The sequence below is a fragment of the Butyrivibrio sp. INlla14 genome (assembly GCF_900102515.1).
Lineage (GTDB): Bacteria > Bacillota > Clostridia > Lachnospirales > Lachnospiraceae > Butyrivibrio.
Map to the genome: position 1 here is coordinate 1 of NZ_FMVS01000003.1, position 18,147 is coordinate 18,147.

At 42.4% G+C, this 18,147-nt stretch carries 11 protein-coding genes and 1 pseudogene; 4 read left to right on the top strand and 8 right to left on the bottom strand.

Annotated elements, in window-relative coordinates; genetic code table 11:
- Nucleotides 1–295: pseudogene (locus BLO53_RS19415) on the top strand (hypothetical protein); the annotation flags it as partial.
- Nucleotides 296–330: 35 nt separating this feature from the next.
- Here BLO53_RS19415 and BLO53_RS01345 read toward each other — a convergent pair.
- From BLO53_RS01345 to BLO53_RS01355, 3 genes are all read right to left on the bottom strand, one after another.
- On the bottom strand, nt 331–1,512 hold the full coding sequence (locus tag BLO53_RS01345; protein WP_092058526.1) for a galactokinase: 1,182 nt from the start codon (nt 1,510–1,512) through the stop codon (nt 331–333).
- A gap of 264 nt (nt 1,513–1,776) precedes the next feature.
- Nucleotides 1,777–2,937, bottom strand: coding sequence for a toxic anion resistance protein (locus BLO53_RS01350; RefSeq protein WP_092058528.1), 1,161 nt, complete (start codon nt 2,935–2,937; stop codon nt 1,777–1,779).
- A gap of 33 nt (nt 2,938–2,970) precedes the next feature.
- Nucleotides 2,971–4,224 (bottom strand): 5-bromo-4-chloroindolyl phosphate hydrolysis family protein, encoded by a 1,254-nt coding sequence (locus BLO53_RS01355; RefSeq protein ID WP_092058530.1) that lies wholly within the window; start codon nt 4,222–4,224, stop codon nt 2,971–2,973.
- 195 nt (nt 4,225–4,419) lie between these two features.
- Here BLO53_RS01355 and BLO53_RS01360 point away from each other — a divergent pair, with 195 nt between their 5' ends.
- A complete protein-coding gene (locus tag BLO53_RS01360) occupies nt 4,420–5,331 on the top strand; it encodes an AraC family transcriptional regulator (RefSeq protein ID WP_092058532.1) in 912 nt (303 codons plus the stop codon).
- Between the two features lie 18 nt (nt 5,332–5,349).
- Here BLO53_RS01360 and BLO53_RS01365 read toward each other — a convergent pair whose 3' ends face one another.
- Nucleotides 5,350–7,830, bottom strand: a complete 2,481-nt coding sequence (locus BLO53_RS01365; protein WP_092058534.1) for a glycogen/starch/alpha-glucan phosphorylase — start codon at nt 7,828–7,830, stop codon at nt 5,350–5,352.
- Between the two features lie 249 nt (nt 7,831–8,079).
- Here BLO53_RS01365 and BLO53_RS19810 point away from each other — a divergent pair, with 249 nt between their 5' ends.
- Nucleotides 8,080–9,402, top strand: coding sequence for a flagellin N-terminal helical domain-containing protein (locus BLO53_RS19810; protein WP_092058536.1), 1,323 nt, complete (start codon nt 8,080–8,082; stop codon nt 9,400–9,402).
- 117 nt (nt 9,403–9,519) lie between these two features.
- Here BLO53_RS19810 and BLO53_RS19835 read toward each other — a convergent pair whose 3' ends face one another.
- The 4 genes from BLO53_RS19835 to BLO53_RS01395 form a co-directional block, all read right to left on the bottom strand.
- The gene (locus BLO53_RS19835) at nt 9,520–11,478 is read right to left on the bottom strand and encodes a flagellin N-terminal helical domain-containing protein (protein WP_330388781.1); all 1,959 of its coding nucleotides are present in this window, start codon (nt 11,476–11,478) and stop codon (nt 9,520–9,522) included.
- Nucleotides 11,479–11,493: 15 nt separating this feature from the next.
- The gene (locus tag BLO53_RS01385; RefSeq protein ID WP_092058537.1) at nt 11,494–11,892 is read right to left on the bottom strand and encodes a hypothetical protein; all 399 of its coding nucleotides are present in this window, start codon (nt 11,890–11,892) and stop codon (nt 11,494–11,496) included.
- Nucleotides 11,893–12,069: 177 nt separating this feature from the next.
- Complete coding sequence (gene ileS, locus BLO53_RS01390) at nt 12,070–15,261, bottom strand: isoleucine--tRNA ligase (protein WP_026489535.1); 3,192 nt, start codon at nt 15,259–15,261, stop codon at nt 12,070–12,072.
- A gap of 357 nt (nt 15,262–15,618) precedes the next feature.
- Nucleotides 15,619–16,308, bottom strand: coding sequence for an MIP/aquaporin family protein (locus BLO53_RS01395; protein WP_092058539.1), 690 nt, complete (start codon nt 16,306–16,308; stop codon nt 15,619–15,621).
- Nucleotides 16,309–16,563: 255 nt separating this feature from the next.
- Between BLO53_RS01395 and BLO53_RS01400 the strand changes: the two genes are divergently transcribed.
- Nucleotides 16,564–18,138: a glycoside hydrolase family 28 protein gene (locus tag BLO53_RS01400; protein ID WP_092058541.1), complete on the top strand. Its 1,575-nt coding sequence runs from the start codon at nt 16,564–16,566 to the stop codon at nt 18,136–18,138.
- Nucleotides 18,139–18,147: the final 9 nt, after the last annotated feature.

The window sequence follows — 18,147 nt, forward strand, 5'->3', positions numbered from 1 at the left end:
AAATGCTGGACTTCTGAAACAGATGTCCTATGGTGAACTCATGGATGATCTTTCATCAGCATGGCGTAGGGCGGATGCACCTGCAGAGCCATCATCCGCTGACGGGTTTTGGGTGCACACAATACAAACCGCAATGGAAGAGCTCGAAGCTCTTGGGCTTTCAAAGCCGGCTCCAAAGCCTGAGCCTAAGAAACGCGGGCGAAAGCCGAAGCCAAAGGATCAAGTTGAAATAAAACCCAAGCGGCCACGTGGTCGCCCAAGAAAGGAAGCTAACCCTTCTGCCGGAAATCTATAGTCCGGCAGATTGGGAAACTTTTAATAAACCTAAGATCAAACTTCCTGTGGGCCACCGCCAATTTCTACTGTGTAGAAGGTTGCATCATAGCCAATCTTCTTGCGGTAGTTTTCTCCAACTGTCTTTTTGAAGTTTTCCACAGCCTCGTCCTTAACAATTGAAACTGTGCAGCCGCCGAATCCGCCGCCTGTCATTCGAGAACCGATAGCTCCAGGGATCTTCCATGCTTCTTCTGCAAGTGTATCAAGCTCAATGCCTGTTACATCATAGTCGTCACGAAGTGACTCGTGGGACTGTCTCATAAGCTCGCCGAAATGATTGATATCTCCTGCCTTAAGAGCCTTAACAGCCTCGATTGTACGCTGGTTCTCATATACAGCGTGCTTGGCCTTTCTCTGCATATCAGGATCTGTAAGGACATCCTTGTGAGCTTCAAATTCTTCTATTGAGAGATCTCCAAGTCCCTTAATATCAACAGTCTTCTGAAGGATTGCAAGTGCTTCCTCACACATGCTGCGTCTTGCATTGTACTGAGAATCTGTAAGTTTGTGCTTTTTGTTGGTATTAGCAATAACAATCTTAGCTCCATCAAGCTTGATTGGTGCATATTCAAAAGAAAGATCTGCTGTATCAAGGAAGATTGCGTTGTTCTCCTTGCCCATTGCAGAAGCAAACTGATCCATGATTCCGCAGTTACAGCCGTTGTAGTTATTCTCTGAATACTGGCCAATAAGAGCTATATCCTGGTTAGTAACATCAAATTTATAGAGATCCCTTAAGATAAATCCAGTAAGGACCTCAAGGGAAGCTGATGATGAAAGACCTGATCCATTAGGAATATTTCCGTTGATAACCATGTCAAAGCCCTTATCAAGCTTCATTCCACGCTTTGCAAAGGCCCAGATAACACCGATTGGGTAGTTTGTCCAACCAGCCTGGTCACTTATAGTATCTATATCATCAAGATTTACTCCATATACGCCAAATCTGTCCTGGTTAACAGAATAGAACTGAACCATGCGATCATCTCTTTTTGCTACAGCTGCGTAAGTACCAATTGTAAGAGCGCATGGGAACACATGGCCTCCATTGTAGTCTGTATGCTCGCCAATAAGATTAACTCTTCCTGGTGCGAAGTATGTCTTGACGTCTTCTCTTTTTCCAAAAACCTTCTCGAAGTTCTCAAGAACTGACTGCTTCATGTTCTGATCGATCATAAAACCCTCCTGAATTTTAACTTTATGTATATTTCTATTAAAACTTTTGACCGCTTACTTGCTCATAAAGAGCAGTTATTCTGCTTATACTATATATTTATGCTGCAAATAATTAAATACCTCTTTGTTCATATTACCTGTCAAAATGTTAACTGTTGACTATAATCATCTAAAAAATTTTTTGAAAAAACCCGGGTATACATAAGCCATATACCCGGGTCGAATTGTTCATATGAAATTATGTATCTATACAGAACAGTGCAATTACTGCTTGGCAGCCTGAAGGAGCTTATCCTTGAGCTGTGTCTCGATCTGAGCAAGCTCAGCCTCTGCCTCACGGCGTTTGCTCTTACCTTCTGTCTGGATCTTAAGAACCTCATCAAGAGTTGTGATAAGAGATTCGTTAGTGTGCTTTAGAGTCTCGATATCAACAATTCCTCTCTCTGCCTCTTTAGCACTCTCGATTGTAGCAACCTTGAGGGCATCTGCATTGGCCTTAAGGAGTTTATTGGTCATATCATTAACCTCACGCTCTGCCTGAGCAGCCTGTGTTGAATGCTCGATACCAATAGCAATAACCATCTGGTTCTTCCAGAGTGGAATTGTATTAACGATGGTTGACTGGATTTTCTCAGCCATTACTGTATCTGAGCTCTGTACCATACGGATCTGAGGGCCAGTCTGCATAGCAATTGTTCTTGTAAGCTCAAGGTCATAGATCTTTTTCTCAAATCTGTCGCACTTATTAGCAAAATCCTTGGCCTTTTCAGCATCCTCAGGAAGTCCTGATGCCTCAGCCTTTTTCTGAAGTTCTACAAGAGTTGTGTTTCTCTCCTCTTCAAGTCTCTTCTTACCAGCAAGGATGTACATTGTAAGTTCCTTGTAGTAGTTGAGGTTAAGGTCATACATTCTGTCAAGGAGCTCAACGTCCTTCATAAGTGTAACCTGGTGCCTCTCAAGCTCATTAGCAATAGTCTCAACGTTTGTCTCAACCTTGCTGTACTTAGCCTTCATTCCTTCAATTCTATTGGCACTCTTTTTGAAAAGAGCCTTAAGTCCCTTCTCATCCTCAGCAACTTCAAAGTTCTTGAGCTGAGTAACAAGGTCTGTGATCATATCACCAACCTGGCCCATATCCTTGGTGCGGACATTGTCGATTGCCTTCTCAGAGAAATCTGCAAGCTTCTTCTGTGTTCCAACACCATAGTTCATGATACCTGTTGTGTTGCTGATATCGATCTGCTTACTAAAGTCCTCAACCTGCTTGAGCTCTTCTGCTGAAAGCTGCGCCTCCATAGCAACGTTGCCCTTATCCTTGACCTTTTCAGGTTCTACTGCAGGCGCTGGTGCTTCTGCTGCTGCCTCAGCCCCAAAAGAAAGTGTAGGTGCAGCTGGTGCTGCATCAAAATTAAGTTCGTCACCCATTATAAAAATCCTCCTAAATACTTTTTCTCTTTATTATTTCTGGTCAAATTCCAGCATTACCCCTTGTTGTGCCTGTGCCATTGCTCCTCCTGCTGTCTGAGCCGCCTGAGCTGTAGCCACACCTGATACCCCAGACATAAGGGCATCTTCTGTAAGTCCGTCCTGAGCCATCATAGTCTTCATAACTGATATATCAGATGAAATATCCCAGGCCAGATCCTGGAATAGACTATCAAGAAGATTAGCAAATGCCTCGTTGATAGTATCCATAACCGTTTCTATCTCTCGCTTAGTCTGCTTGACGTTTTCACCGTTTCCTGCCTGCTGCCTGTCAAGATCAACATAGGCTGTAAGGAGCTTTTTAGTTGTTGGCAGATAATAATTCATAAGCTTATGAAGATCATCTGCTGTCTCAGGCTCTTTTTTAACCTGTTCAAAAATCTTATTCATGATGCTCTCAAGCTTGTAGAGCTTGTTAGACATCTCCTCACTGTCAGGGACAATATCATTGATATGTCTTACAAATGCTATATACTCGCTTCCCTCATCCAGAATGCTCTGAACCTTGGGATCAATACCGTTTTCAGCAGCTCTCTTCTTGGTATCTTTGGCCTTCTGTTCAACATTTACCTGTTCTCTTGCAAGTCTGTCCTGTTCAGCGCCAAGATACAGCTGATATGCCGCATCTGTAATCATAAATGTGCTCTGAGTAGAATCAAATCTTCCTCTTGGAAGGTAGCCAAGATCCATCATTCCCTTTAAGTTCTTGCGGACATCCTCATCAGTCTCAAGAGCTGCCTGGGCAAGATCACTTACATTAAAGAACTCGGCATCCTTTAAAATATTGCCGTATTTGTGGTATTCCTTGGAAAGCTTAAGCTTTTTAAAGCCTCTAAATCCTATAAGACCTGAGCCAATCGTTAAAGCAAGCCAGGTAATTATAAGTGCTGGGATATGAGTAAACAGACATCCAAAAAATGCCCAGAAAAAGCAAAATCCCAGGGAACTACCAAGTATTCCCTCTAATATTCCATTATATTTGCTGACTCCCTTGGCCAAAAAAGGATATTTCCTTGCTCTTGGAGCAGATACCCTGTGCACAACTCTAAGATCCTGCTCTGGTACCCTTCCGCTTGCGTAAGTAGTTCTTCGTTCAATGCTGACTGATTTCACGGTACTTGCTATCTCTGAAGCCAATTTGCTGTAGTCATTGGTGTCTATAGCCTTGGTCACACTCTTTAATATATCACTTCCCGCATCCAATAAATCCTGCGTATTCTTCTCCACAACCTGCCTCCACGTATATCTTAATAAAGCAAAAATTTAACACACGATGCAAGTCCATTTTACAGTAACTCTACCCAAAATACAATTTGTTGAGCCTATTTGTTTCATTTTTAACTTGTTTTAATCCGCATAACTTGATTTAAACCATCCATAATTGATAAGATTGGTTTATAGATAGTTTTTTGAGGAAAAGACATGGAGAAAGCATATAAACTACTTTTTAATACAGAAGAATCTGACGACCTGTACGTATATTGCTGCGGCTTGTCCCAGACAGAGCCTGGTCACAGCTTTGGTCCCGCCCTTAAGCCCCACTTTATGATCCACTACGTGCTAAGTGGCAAGGGTTCTTTTTCTATTGGAGGGAAAAGATATCCACTTAACGAGAAATATGGTTTTCTCATCATCCCAGATGAGCTTGCCTACTACGTAGCTGATGAAAACGACCCCTGGACCTACGTTTGGATAGGTTTTGGCGGACGAAGAGCCGAGGAAATAGTATCTCAGCTTGGTTTATCCCTTCAGCAGCCTGTGTTTAAAAGTGAGAAATCAAAAGATATATACGACATAGTAAAAGATATGATGGATCATAACACCTTTAGTGTTGAAGATGATCTTAGAAGAAACGGGCTCTTATCAATGTTTCTGTCCGTTATTGCATCTGGCCTTAGCGTCACACCAAAGAGTGATTCCGGAAGTGCCAATGATTACGTAAACAGAGCCCAGGCCTATGTCCGCAGTAATTACTGTAACCCGATCAAAGTCACAGATATCGCCGACTACGTGTGTATCAACAGAAGCTATTTGTATACTCTTTTCCAGAATGCACTAGGTATTTCGCCGCAGCAATATCTGGCCAGATATCGTATTGCCAAGGCCGTTGAACTTCTGCAGCTCACAAGCCTTCCCATTGAGTCAGTTGCTATATCCTGCGGATACTCAGACCCACTTGTATTTTCAAAAGCCTTCAAGCAGGAAAAAGGCATTTCACCCTCTACCTACCGCAAGTCCCTTCCAAAGAGCGACAATGCAGCAGGTAAAGAGCATCTTCAACAGGTAGAACAATTGATAGAGGAAAAACATCTGGAATCGACTGATCCAAACTAGTAAATTCAATGCATCAAATTATTTAGCTTCTACGTTTACCTTATCCAAGTGCCATACTTCATCTACGTATTCCTGAATAGTTCTGTCTGATGAGAACTTGCCACAGCAAGCTGTATTCATAAGAGCCATTCTAGCCCAGCGCTTCTTGTCAGTGTAAGCATCTGAAATCCTTTTCTGTGCTTCCATGTAGGATTCAAAATCCTTAAGTATAAAGTACTGGTCTGCCTTGTTGGAATTAACTGTATTAAGGAGGCAGTTATACAGAGGTCTAAAGAGTTCTCTATCCTTGGAGAAGGTTCCATCTACCAGCATATCAAGGACTGTCTTGACGTTAGGATCTGAATTGTAGATATCCATTGGATTGTAATTGCCATTTTTCTCATATTCCATGACTTCCTGAGAGGATAGTCCAAAGATAAAGGCATTCTCTTCACCAACTTCATTGACAATCTCAACGTTAGCACCATCCATTGTACCAATTGTGACCGCACCATTTAGCATCATCTTCATATTACCAGTACCAGATGCTTCCTTACTTGCTGTAGATATCTGCTCTGATACGTCTGCTGCTGCAAAGATAAGCTCAGCGTTTGAAACCCTGTAGTCTTCTATAAATACCACCTTGATCTTGCCCTTGATATCCGGATCATTGTTGATAACATCCGCAACTGCATTTATAAGCTTGATCGTAAGCTTGGCTGTCAGATATCCAGCTGCTGCCTTGGCTCCAAAGATATAGGTCTTTGGATAGAAGTCTTTACTAGGATGCGTCTTTATATCATGATACTTGTACATTACAGTCAGTATGTTAAGGAGCTGACGCTTGTATTCATGAAGTCTCTTAACCTGAACATCAAAGATGGACTTGGGATCAACCTTAACACCGTTGTGCTCTAAGATATAAGCAGCAAGTCTTTGTTTGTTCTTGTACTTGATATCCATGAACTCGGCCTGAGCCTTCTTGTCATCCACAAAGTCTTTTAACTTATCCATCTGAGACAGATCTGTTATCCAGCCATCTCCAATCTTTTCTGTAACCCAGTCTGCAAGAAGAGGATTTGCATGCATCAGGAATCTTCTCTGGGTGATACCGTTGGTCTTATTATTGAATTTCTCGGGCATCATCTCATAGAAGTCCTTAAGCTCACGCTTTTTAAGAATTTCTGTATGGAGCTTGGCAACGCCGTTTACAGAATGTCCGCCGACGATAGCAAGGTGAGCCATCTTGACCTGATTGTCGTAGAGGATAGCCATGCTGCGTATCTTGGCCTGAACATCTATTCCGGCTGAGCCACTGTAGGTTCTCATGATCTGGTCAACAAATCTTCTGTTTATCTCATCTACTATCTGATAAATTCTAGGAAGAAGCCTTTGGAAAAGATCTACAGGCCACTTCTCAAGAGCTTCTGACATGATAGTGTGGTTTGTGTAACAGCAGGTCTTAGTTGTTACTTCCCATGCCTCATCCCATGAAAGATAATACTCATCCATCAGGATACGCATAAGTTCTGCAACAGCAACTGTTGGATGCGTATCATTAAGCTGGAATACAGCCTTTTCATAGAAGTGCCTGATATCATCGTGATTACGCAGATATCTCTGAACTGCTGTCTGAACAGAAGCTGAGATAAAGAAATATTGCTGCTTGAGACGCAGCTCTTTACCTGCAATGTGATTGTCATTTGGATAAAGGACTTCACAGAGCTGGCTTGCAAGGTTCTCCTGCTCTACAGCCTTCTGATAATCGCCCTTGTCAAAAGAGTCAAGCTGGAAACACTGTATTGGCTCAGCATCCCAGATTCTAAGAGTATTAACCACGCCGTTTCCATAGCCCAGAACTGGCAGATCGTATGGAACGGCCCTAACTACCTGGTAGCCTTCCTGTTTGAAGATGGTCCTGCCATAATCGTCAGTATACATATTTACATAGCCGCCAAATTTAACCTCTTTGGCAAGCTCGTTTCTTCTAAGTTCGAATGGATTTCCGTTTTCGAGCCAGGTATCAGGAACTTCTACCTGATAACCATCCTGGATTTTCTGGCGGAACATACCATATTTGTAACGGATACCACAGCCATAAGCTACATATCCAAGTGTAGACAGAGAATCAAGGAAACATGCTGCAAGTCGTCCAAGACCACCATTTCCAAGGGCTGGATCCGGTTCCTGATCTTCCACAAGGTTAACATCGATTCCCAGCTCATCAAGTGCCTCTTTTACCGGCTTATAAGCCTGAAGATTGATCAGATTGTTACCAAATGCTCTTCCCATGAGAAATTCCATGGACATATAGTAAACAATCTTGGGATCCTGCTCAGCTACTGCTCTCTGAGTAGTCATCCAATGATCAACAATGGCATCCTTTATAGCATATGCTGCTGCCTGGTAGATTTCCTGAGGTGTAGCCTCTTCCATTGTTTTTCTGTACAGGGTCTTTACATTGTACAGGACACTACGCTTAAACAAATCCTTATCAAAAGATAACTGTTTTTTCTTCATAAAGCCTCCTCAAATGCAAGATATTATTAACATTATAGCAAACATTTCTGTGCCCGTGTGGGTTTTTGCCATATGGACAAAACTATACGTATATATTTTACCGCAATTTCATTTATCTTTTTATTAAATATCCCTAAACACAAAACCGGTATTTCAAAATTTCTTTTTGCTCAATCTAATTTGAAACTAATATTCACATTTATCTTACCGATATATATATTGAAAATATCTGCACAAGGATGTCTGAACATGGTAATACAACACAATATAGCTGGTATGAATGCCAACAGACAACTGAATATCACCACTAATCTTCAGGCCAAGTCGTCAGAAAAGCTCTCCTCTGGTTACAAGATAAACAGAGCGGCTGATGACGCTGCAGGTCTTGCTATTAGTGAAAAAATGCGCCGTCAGATAAGAGGTCTTACTCAAGCCTCAGAAAATGCTCAGGATGGCGTTTCTCTCGTGCAGGTTGCAGATGGTGCCATGGCTGAAGTTCATGACATGCTACAGCGCACTAATGAACTTGCTGTAAAAGCTGCCAATGATACACTTCAAGACACAGACAGAGCCTATATCCAGTCTGAAATTGACAGGATAAAAGAGGAAGTTGACGCCATAAACGGCAAAACTACTTTTAATGAGATATATGTTTTAAAGGGAAAAATTACTGGTGGAATTGATCTTGGAGTAACTATTGATTCTTCTACTAAACTGCCTGACTGGGTAGGCATAAGTGATACGGATGGGGGACATATGTCCGGAAGCTATGGAACTAATCAGGCTTCATCCACTCTTGATTTTAGTAGCTTTGATGGTTCGCAGGACATGATAGATGAGCTTGCAGGAAAAGGTTTCCACTTTACCTGCTGTACCTGCGATAATCATTACAGCGTCAGGTTCAACAATGGTGAAGGCAATTCCGTAGAAACAAGTGGCAGGCATTATATTTATAATGTCGATATCAGTGGTGCGCAAAATGCTGATGATATTATGGACAAGATCATAAGCGGTACGCAAAACGGTCATCCCAACAACCACTACACAGAGCTCACTAAAGATAATGGCAAATTAGTCATCTACGATAATCGTCCAAATCAGCGCCCTTCAGCAAACTATGGTTTCTTTGGAGAGGGCGTTGCCAAAAAGCAGGATAAATATGATGATGCTGAAGGAGATATTATCCTTCAGGTAGGCTCAGAAACAGATAGCCAGAATCAGATTACTCTGGAAATGCCCTATATATGCGCACAAACCTGTAAGATTGATCAGATAAGTGTGATGAGCCACAGACAGGCACTTGATGCTATAGAGAGCATTAAGGATGGTCTTAGCTTCGTAAGCGAAGAGCGAAGCCGCATGGGTGCTTACCAGAATCGTTTGGAACACACTATTAAAAACCTGGATAATGTCGTTGAGAATACTCAGTCTGCTGAATCTCTTATTCGCGATACAGACATGGCCGCAGAAATGGTCAAGTACTCCAACAATAATATTCTGGCTCAGGCAGGACAGTCTATGCTGGCTCAGGCTAACCAAACCAATCAAGGTGTACTTTCACTTCTTCAGTGAGCTTAAACTATTTTCATATATTTGACTAATCAAAAAAAGACTGACAACGGGAATTATGCTCAATCCCGGAGCCAGTCTTTATTTTTTGCTCAAATATCATTTTGATGATTACTATATCTACTGAAGGAGTGATAGCACTCCCTGGTTAGTTTGATTTGCCTGGGCCAGCATGGCCTGACCAGCCTGAGCCAGAATGTTGTTATTAGAATATTTGACCATCTCAGAGGCCATATCTGTATCTCTAATCCTGGATTCTGCCGACTGAGTGTTTTCTACTACATTGTCAAGATTCTTGATCGTATGCTCAAGGCGATTCTGCATAGCACCGTAGTAGCTTCTAACCCTTGATACATTCTGAGCTGCGGTCTTAACAGTATCAATGGTCTCAAGGGCTTTTTGCCTTGTAGTTGTGTCAAAGGTCTTACCCTCTGAAAGAGCTGCCATTGTCACGTTAAATCTCTTTAGGGCTATCTCATTTTCGCTGGATGTTTCTGACCCAACCTGCAAAAATAGTGTATTCCCAAGGCCATCATCTGTACCTTCACCTGTCGCAGTACCGCTTTGTTTTTCAGGGAAGACATAGCCTGTTCCATAAGCATTTGCATACTGGGTGTTTCCTGTATTTATCGTATAATTTGATCCGCTCGATGTAAGCGATGAAGGAGCAAAAAGAGTCTCTTCAGGAGTACTTAAGTTTCCAAACAAAGATCCAGCTCCGTTTGTACCTCTTGCATCAAGAAATGCATCTGTAAAGGCAAGGGGGTCAAGCCCTGCCACACCGGATTTGGCTGATGCAGATTTAAAGTGTGATTCAAAATCGCTAAGACCTGAATAACCTGTTAGATCTGCTATAGCCTGATCTAACGTCTTTTTAGGAGAACCTGACATTTCTCCCATCAGCTTATTAAGTCCACTTGCAATATTAGATGAGTTCACAGCGGTATTGCCATCTGCAGCTGATACCGCGTAGCCAAGATACATAGCTGCCAGATATCCAGCTCCATAGGGCATTGAGTCCAGTTGTGACATGTATGATTTCATGTTGGCTTCACTAGATCCAGGGTTTAAGCTATTCGAAAGCCACCCACCATCTCCACATGAAGTCTGGGCAACACCTTCTACAAACCACTGTGGAAAACCAGATAGCATACCATCTGTCAGGGTATCATACATAGCAAGATGAGTCATCTCGTGGCCTATTGTTGCAGCAAGATCTGCCTTTTGAGCATCTGTCATGCTATCAAATGATGACAATGGATAATCCGCTGTATCGATCTGCATAGTATAGCTCATGACCGTGTAGGAGCTAGTATAGGACATTGAAAGGGAAGCTCTTGCCAGTGTGCCGCCAGAGCCATCAATGCCAGATAGTTTAAGTCCAACCTGAACGTCATTAGATGCAGCATTAGAGAAAAGAGTTGGAAAATTATTATATAGATTTGCTATAGCATCAGCAGCCGCACTCTGAACGAACTTGGCATAATCAGAATCAGCATAGCTTGTATCCTGACCAACAGCCTGGCTGGCTTGTGTATTAACCTTATTTCCATCGCTATCTACAAATTCACAGGTTATTTCTACATTGGTTCCATTGGGAAGGACCATTGATATAGAATTTTCTTTTCCCGAAGTAACCATTGCATTACTTGGAGAAAAGCCTTCATCAGAGAAAATATGTATATTATTAAACTCTGTAACTCCATGGATCCTGTCTATTTCTTCGCTAAGTCGCTGAACCTCAGCATTTATATATTCTCTGTCTGTATCCTGAAGCGTGTCATTGGCTGCCTTAATAGACAAGTCACTTGCCCTTACCAGCATGTCACTTACTTCATTCAAGGCTCCATCTGCAATCTGGCACCAGGAAACTCCATCCTGAGCATTGCTTGATGCCTGCGTAAGACCTCTGACCTGACGTCTCATCTTCTCTGAAATAGCAAGGCCCGCAGCATCATCAGCTGCTCTGTTTATCCTGTAACCGGAAGATAACTTTTCTGAGGATTTAGCCTGGATTCCAGTTGTAATATTCAGTTGTCTGTTGGCATTCATGCCAGAAATATTATGCTGTACTACCATTTGGCTACTCCGCTATCAGTCCCAATACCCCTCATTCCTTGCTACAAGAAGATCTCCACAAGCCGGGCACTCAAGTTTGATCTCGCCACTTAATACCTTTTCCATATCTACAATGTCCACATCTCCGCCGCAGATGCACTTTCCTCTGTATTCAACAACAGTGCCATCCTCTTTATTGAGGATAAATACAGGTATTGCGGAAATCTTGCGGCACCTTTCGCAGACGCCTATTTCCTTTGTTATGGTCCAGGTTCCGTTTGGATTTTTCTCAAGATCATTTCTTATTCTCTGCTGGGTATCTTTATTAAAAAGAGTTATTGTCTTTTCGATGTCAAAAAAGGTCATCCCCGCCCCAACCCATAGGTTTGCCTCATAACCACATCTTTCGCACTTTAGATTAACAATCTGTCCCATATTATCTCCTAACCCCAAAATACTATTTGCAAATACTATTTACTTTGTCTTATTTTATATCGGACAATTTTATTCGGTATATTATGCTTCAAGATAATTTTACACAACTTTTTTGCAAAAAAACGAGGGCCTCCAATTAAGGAGAACCCTCGCGTTTTATCATCTATTCTGTTTTGATCAGATCTTCTCAACTCCGATTGTTACCTTCTCGCCGTTGATATCCCATTCCTTGGCATTAGCAACGTCTGAGCCGTAAACAACTTCGTTGGCAAGAACTTTTGTAGAGATGCTGCTCTCGTTGTCCTTAACAATCTGCGCAAGCTTATCATTGCCGTTAAGAGAAACCTTGATATGATCCATAACTTCAAAGCCTGAATCCTTACGCATAGTCTGGATCTTACTGATAACCTCCAGAACAAAACCTTCATTGATAAGTTCCTCTGAAAGGTTAGTATCAAGAACAACTGTAATACCCCAGTTCTCCTGAGATACAAAGCCTTCCTTCTGAGCCATCTCGATAAGGAGGTCTTCCTTAACAAGTTCTACATCTACGTCGTTTACATTGAACTTAATTGAACCATTAGTATTAAGCTCGTCCATAGTAGCGTTTCCATCGAGGCCTTCAAGATAGGCCTTGATAGCACCGATGTTCTTGCCATACTTAGGTCCTAATGTCTTAAGCTGTGGCTTAAAGCTGTAGCTTGTGAAGTCACGAACATCATCTGTAAAGCTTACATTCTTGACATTAAGCTCTTCTCTGATGATCTCTGTGTAGAACTCGCCTACAGTCTGCTCTGCCTTAACATACATCTGTCCGATAGGCTGACGGTTCTTGATGTTAGCTGCGTTTCTTGCAGCACGGCCGAGTACTACGATATCAAGAACTTCTTCCATATCCTTCTCAAGCTTAGTGTCGATAAGAGACTCATCAACAGCAGGGAAGTCACAGAGATGGATTGACTCTGGAGCATCTTTAAAGCTGTTACGAACAAGGTTCTGGTAGATTTCCTCTGTCATGAATGGAACCATAGGTGCTGCAGCCTTACATACAGTAACAAGTGCTGTATAAAGAGTCATGTAAGCAGAAATCTTATCCTGTTCCATTCCCTTAGCCCAGAATCTCTCACGGCTGCGACGTACATACCAGTTAGACATCTCATCAACAAAGTTATCAAGTGCCTTACCAGCCTCAGGAATCCTATAGTTATTAAGGTTATCATCTACTGCCTTAACACAGCTGTTGAGCTTAGAAAGAAGCCACTTATCCATTACAGTAAGCTTATCAAGTTCAAGCTTGTAGTTTGCAGCATCGAAACCATCGATATTTGCATAAAGTGTAAAGAATGCATAAGTGTTCCAAAGTGTTCCGAGGAACTTACGCTGTCCTTCCATAACTGCATCACCTGAGAAACGGCTAGGAAGCCAAGGCGCTGAGTTAGTGTAGAAGTACCATCTGATAGCATCTGCACCATATTTTTCAAGAGCATCGAAAGGATCAACAGCGTTACCCTTAGACTTACTCATCTTCTGTCCATTTTCATCCTGCACAAGGCCGAGTACTATAACATTTTTAAATGCAGGCTTATTGAAAAGAAGTGTTGCCTCTGCGTGAAGTGAGTAGAACCATCCACGTGTCTGGTCTACAGCCTCTGAGATAAACTCAGCAGGGAACTGCTTCTCGAAGAGTTCCTTATTCTCAAATGGGTAGTGGAGCTGAGCAAATGGCATTGCGCCTGAATCGAACCAGCAGTCAATAACCTCTTTTACTCTGTGCATCTTCTTGCCGCACTTAGGACATGTGATCTCAAACTTATCAATGTAAGGTCTGTGAAGCTCACAAGTCTCTGCGCTAGGATCTCCTGAAAGCTCAGCAAGCTCTTTTCTGGAACCTACAGAAAGCTGATGTCCACAGTCGTCACACTCCCAGATATTAAGTGGTGTTCCCCAATATCTGTCACGGGAGATACCCCAGTCCTGAATGTTCTCAAGCCAGTCGCCGAAACGTCCCTTACCGATTGACTCTGGAACCCAGTTAATCTCTTTGTTGTTGCGGATAAGGTCTTCCTTAACCTCTGTAACCTTGATGAACCATGATGAACGAGCATAGTAGATAAGTGGTGTACCACATCTCCAGCAGTGTGGATAATCATGTTCCATCTTAGGTGCGCCAAAGAGAAGTCCTCTCTTATCAAGGTCTTTCAACACCTCTGGATCTGCACTAATTGCACCCTCATCCATTTCCTTCTGAGTAGGCTTACATCTCATGCCTGCAAAAGGAGTCTCTGCCTTGAGCTTACCTTCTGAATCTACCATCTGTACAAGTGGAGCGTCATATTTACGTCCAACTCTTGCGTCGTCTTCACCGAATGCAGGAGCGATATGTACGATGCCTGTACCATCTGTCATAGTTACATAGTTATCGCAGTAGATAAAGAAGCACTTCTTGTGCTGCTTCTCAGCCTCATCAGCTGCGCACTGGTAAAGTGGCTCATACTCTTTATATTCAAGGTCTGTACCTACATAAGTCTCAAGAACTTCGTACGCCTTCTGGCCTTCCTCTTTTGCAAGAGAACCAAGTACGTTGTCTGCAAGAGCTGCAGCAAGGTAGTATACGTTTCCATCAGCAGCCTTAACCTTAACGTACTTCTCATCTGGATTTACGCAAAGGCCGATGTTTGAAGGAAGTGTCCAAGGTGTAGTTGTCCATGCAAGGAAATATGCATCTTCGCCCTTAACCTTGAAGCGAACGAGAGCAGAACGTTCTTTTAATGTCTTATATCCCTGAGCAACCTCGTGTGATGAAAGAGGTGTGCCACAACGAGGACAGTAAGGAACTACCTTAAAGCCCTTGTACAGAAGACCCTTCTTCCAGATTTCATTAAGAGCCCACCACTCTGACTCGATGAAATTATCATCATAAGTGATGTATGGGTGCTCCATATCAGCCCAGAAACCAACTGTGCCAGAGAAGTCTTCCCACATTCCCTTATATTTCCAAACAGATTCCTTACACTTCTTGATGAAAGGCTCCATTCCGTATTCTTCAATCTGTTCCTTACCATCAAGGCCCAGCATCTTCTCTACTTCAAGCTCAACTGGAAGACCGTGAGTATCCCAACCAGCCTTACGAGGAACAGTATATCCCTTCATTGTGCGGTATCTAGGGATCATATCCTTGATGGCACGTGTAAGAACGTGACCAATATGAGGCTTACCGTTTGCTGTTGGAGGGCCATCGTAGAACATATACATATCGCCCTTACTACGAGTGTCCACACTCTTCTGGAAGATATTCTCATTTTTCCAGAATTCTTCAATCTTCTTTTCTCTGCCGACAAAGTTCATGTCGGTATCGACTTTGTTGTACATCTTTGAGCTCCTTTCTTGATAAAAAAAGAAGCCCCCATCCTTTGTAAAAAGGACGAGGGCTGATTAATCTAGTCTCGTTATACCACCTGTTTACACATACGCGCCGAATAATAAATCCGGTTGAATACGCTTCCCGTTAACGCCAGGATATACGGCAAAAATCTACTGTATTACGAATAATATCTGTTCGATTCTGCAGCTCAGAAGTGATTTTCGAAAAGCTCCTACTCGCACTGACTCGCACCAACCGCCAGCTCTCTGCACGCTTTCACAAGCTATCTACTGTCTTCGTCACAGCTTTTTATCTATAATGCACACATCATACTACGTATATTAAAAAAGTGCAAGCTAATAATATCAGTTTTTCTCAAGAGCCTTGTATACGCAAGCTGCCAAAGCTGCTCCTACAAGTGGTCCAACGATAAATACCCAAAGAGCTGCTATTGGAGCTGTATTTCCAGTAAAAGCTGCTACAAGTGCTGGTCCAAAGCTTCTTGCCGGGTTAACAGATGTTCCAGTAAGACCAATGCCGAGGATATGAACTACTACAAGAGTAAGACCTATTACAAGTCCGCCAAAAGAGCCATGTCCAGCCTTCTTGGATGTAACACCTAAAATTGCTATTACAAAAATAAATGTAAGTACGATCTCAACAATAAGTCCGGCTATAGGATTTCCATTAACACCTGCAAGGCCATTTGATCCAAATCCGCCGGTCTTGTCTTCTACGCCGCCAAGTCCAAAAATAAGTGCAAGGATTCCAGCACCAGCAAAAGCGCCAATACACTGTGATACAACATAGCCAACAAATTCGCTGACTTCCATACCGCCGCTAAGTAAAACTCCAAGAGAAACCGCAGGGTTAATATGGCATCCTGAAATGTTTCCGATTGAGTAAGCCATAGCTACGATTGTCAGACCAAATGCAAGAGCAGTTAAAAGATATCCTGATCCGCTTGCCGCATCACATCCAACCAGCATCGCTGTTCCGCAGCCCAGTACTACAAGTGTTGCTGTTCCAATACATTCTGCTACATATTTCTTCATACCACGCCTCCTAGAATTTAGGCCTCCGCCCATTTTTTTATACACTATATTATAATCATTTCCCATGGGAATTGTTACTCTTTTTCGATAATTATGTGACAATTCCAAAAAAGAATTTGCATCATGAATAAAATTGCTATATTTCTAAGCAAAATTTACTAGAACTGGCGCAGCGCACAGGGTATCATTTGTTTATCATATAATTTGATACATGCTTTTATTATCTCTTTTATAAAGGATGAAGGAGAACACACAATGAAGGATTTCGATTTTCTGCTGGACTACAGAGCTACAGCTACAGAAGCTGAAGTTTTCTGGGATATGCCCCTGGATGCAACGTCAGATACTATCTACGAAGTATTAGTTGATGGTTTTGTAACATCTAAAGTTAATAAGACACATATTTCTTTTGATAATCTGGTCCCAGACACCGACTATGTTGTTGAGATCAGAGTAAAAGACTCTGAAAAAAGTCTTGGAATCACCACTGTTCACACAGGCTCTGTTAAAAAGATGCTTGATGTAACCAAGGCTCCTTTCTTTGCAATAGGCGATGGGGAGCACATGAACACAAACGCCATTCAGGATGCACTTGATGCCTGTGATAAGGATTCTTGTGTATGTTTTCCTGCAGGAACATATCTTACAGGAGCTCTCAATGTGCACTCAGATACAGAAATCTATCTGGATGAGGGAGCTCTTTTGCAGGGAACAGACGAGCCCTTTGACTATCTTCCCAAGATACACAGCCGCTTTGAAGGCTATGAAATGGAGTGCTACAGAAGTCTTTTAAATCTTGGTGAACTTGACCACAACGCAGATTTTACCTGTGAAAATGTCGTTATCAGGGGAAAAGGTACTATCTATGGAGGCGGAGCTGCGCTTGCCAAGGCAATTGCAAGAATAGAAGGCGAAAGACTCAAGGACTATATCGCATCTCTTGGGGATAAGATAAAGGATTATGAGAAGCCAGAAACTATCGCAAGCCGCTTTAGAGGAAGGCTCATCAACATGAGTAATTGCCGCAACATCTGGATCCACGGACTTACCCTTGGCTATGCTCCTTCCTGGAATATTCACTTTATCTACTCAGATCAGATTGTTACAGATCATTGCACTATAAAGTCCGAAGGTATATGGAATGGAGATGGCTGGGATCCTGATTCATCCACAAATTCAACACTTTATGCCTGTGATTTCTATACTGAAGATGACTCCGTTGCCATCAAATCCGGCAAGAACCCTGAGGGCAATGTTATAAACAGACCAACCAAACATATCAGAGTTTTTGACAGTGTAACTCACTTTGGCCATGGCCTTTGCATTGGAAGCGAGATGTCAGGCGGTGTTGAGGATGTTCGTCTATGGGATTGCCAGATGGGACCGACCTGGTCAGGAATAGAGATAAAGGCCACAAAAAAGCGCGGCGGCTATGTGCGAAATATTCTGGTTCGCGATATCACAGCTTCTCATATTCAGATGCACTCTGTAGGTTACAATGACGACGGCGAAGGCTCTAAGGTTCCACCTCAGCTTGGGGATTGCCAATTTGAGAGAATACATCTCCTTGGAAGATACCTTGATAATAATGCCGGCAAAAATGAATGGCACGACTGCCCGTCAGTTCTGTTGTGCGGCTTTGATGTTCCAGGTTATGAAGTAAAAGATATTGTGCTTAAGGATATTGTTATGGAAGATAAAGCAGGAAGAAATAAGGCCTATGAAGGTGTGATCACTGATGTTTCCGACTTTACTCCTGATAATATAAGCCTTGAATATTGCGAAAATATAAAGTTTGAGAATATGACTCTTATTCCAAGACAACTTTGAAATACAAAT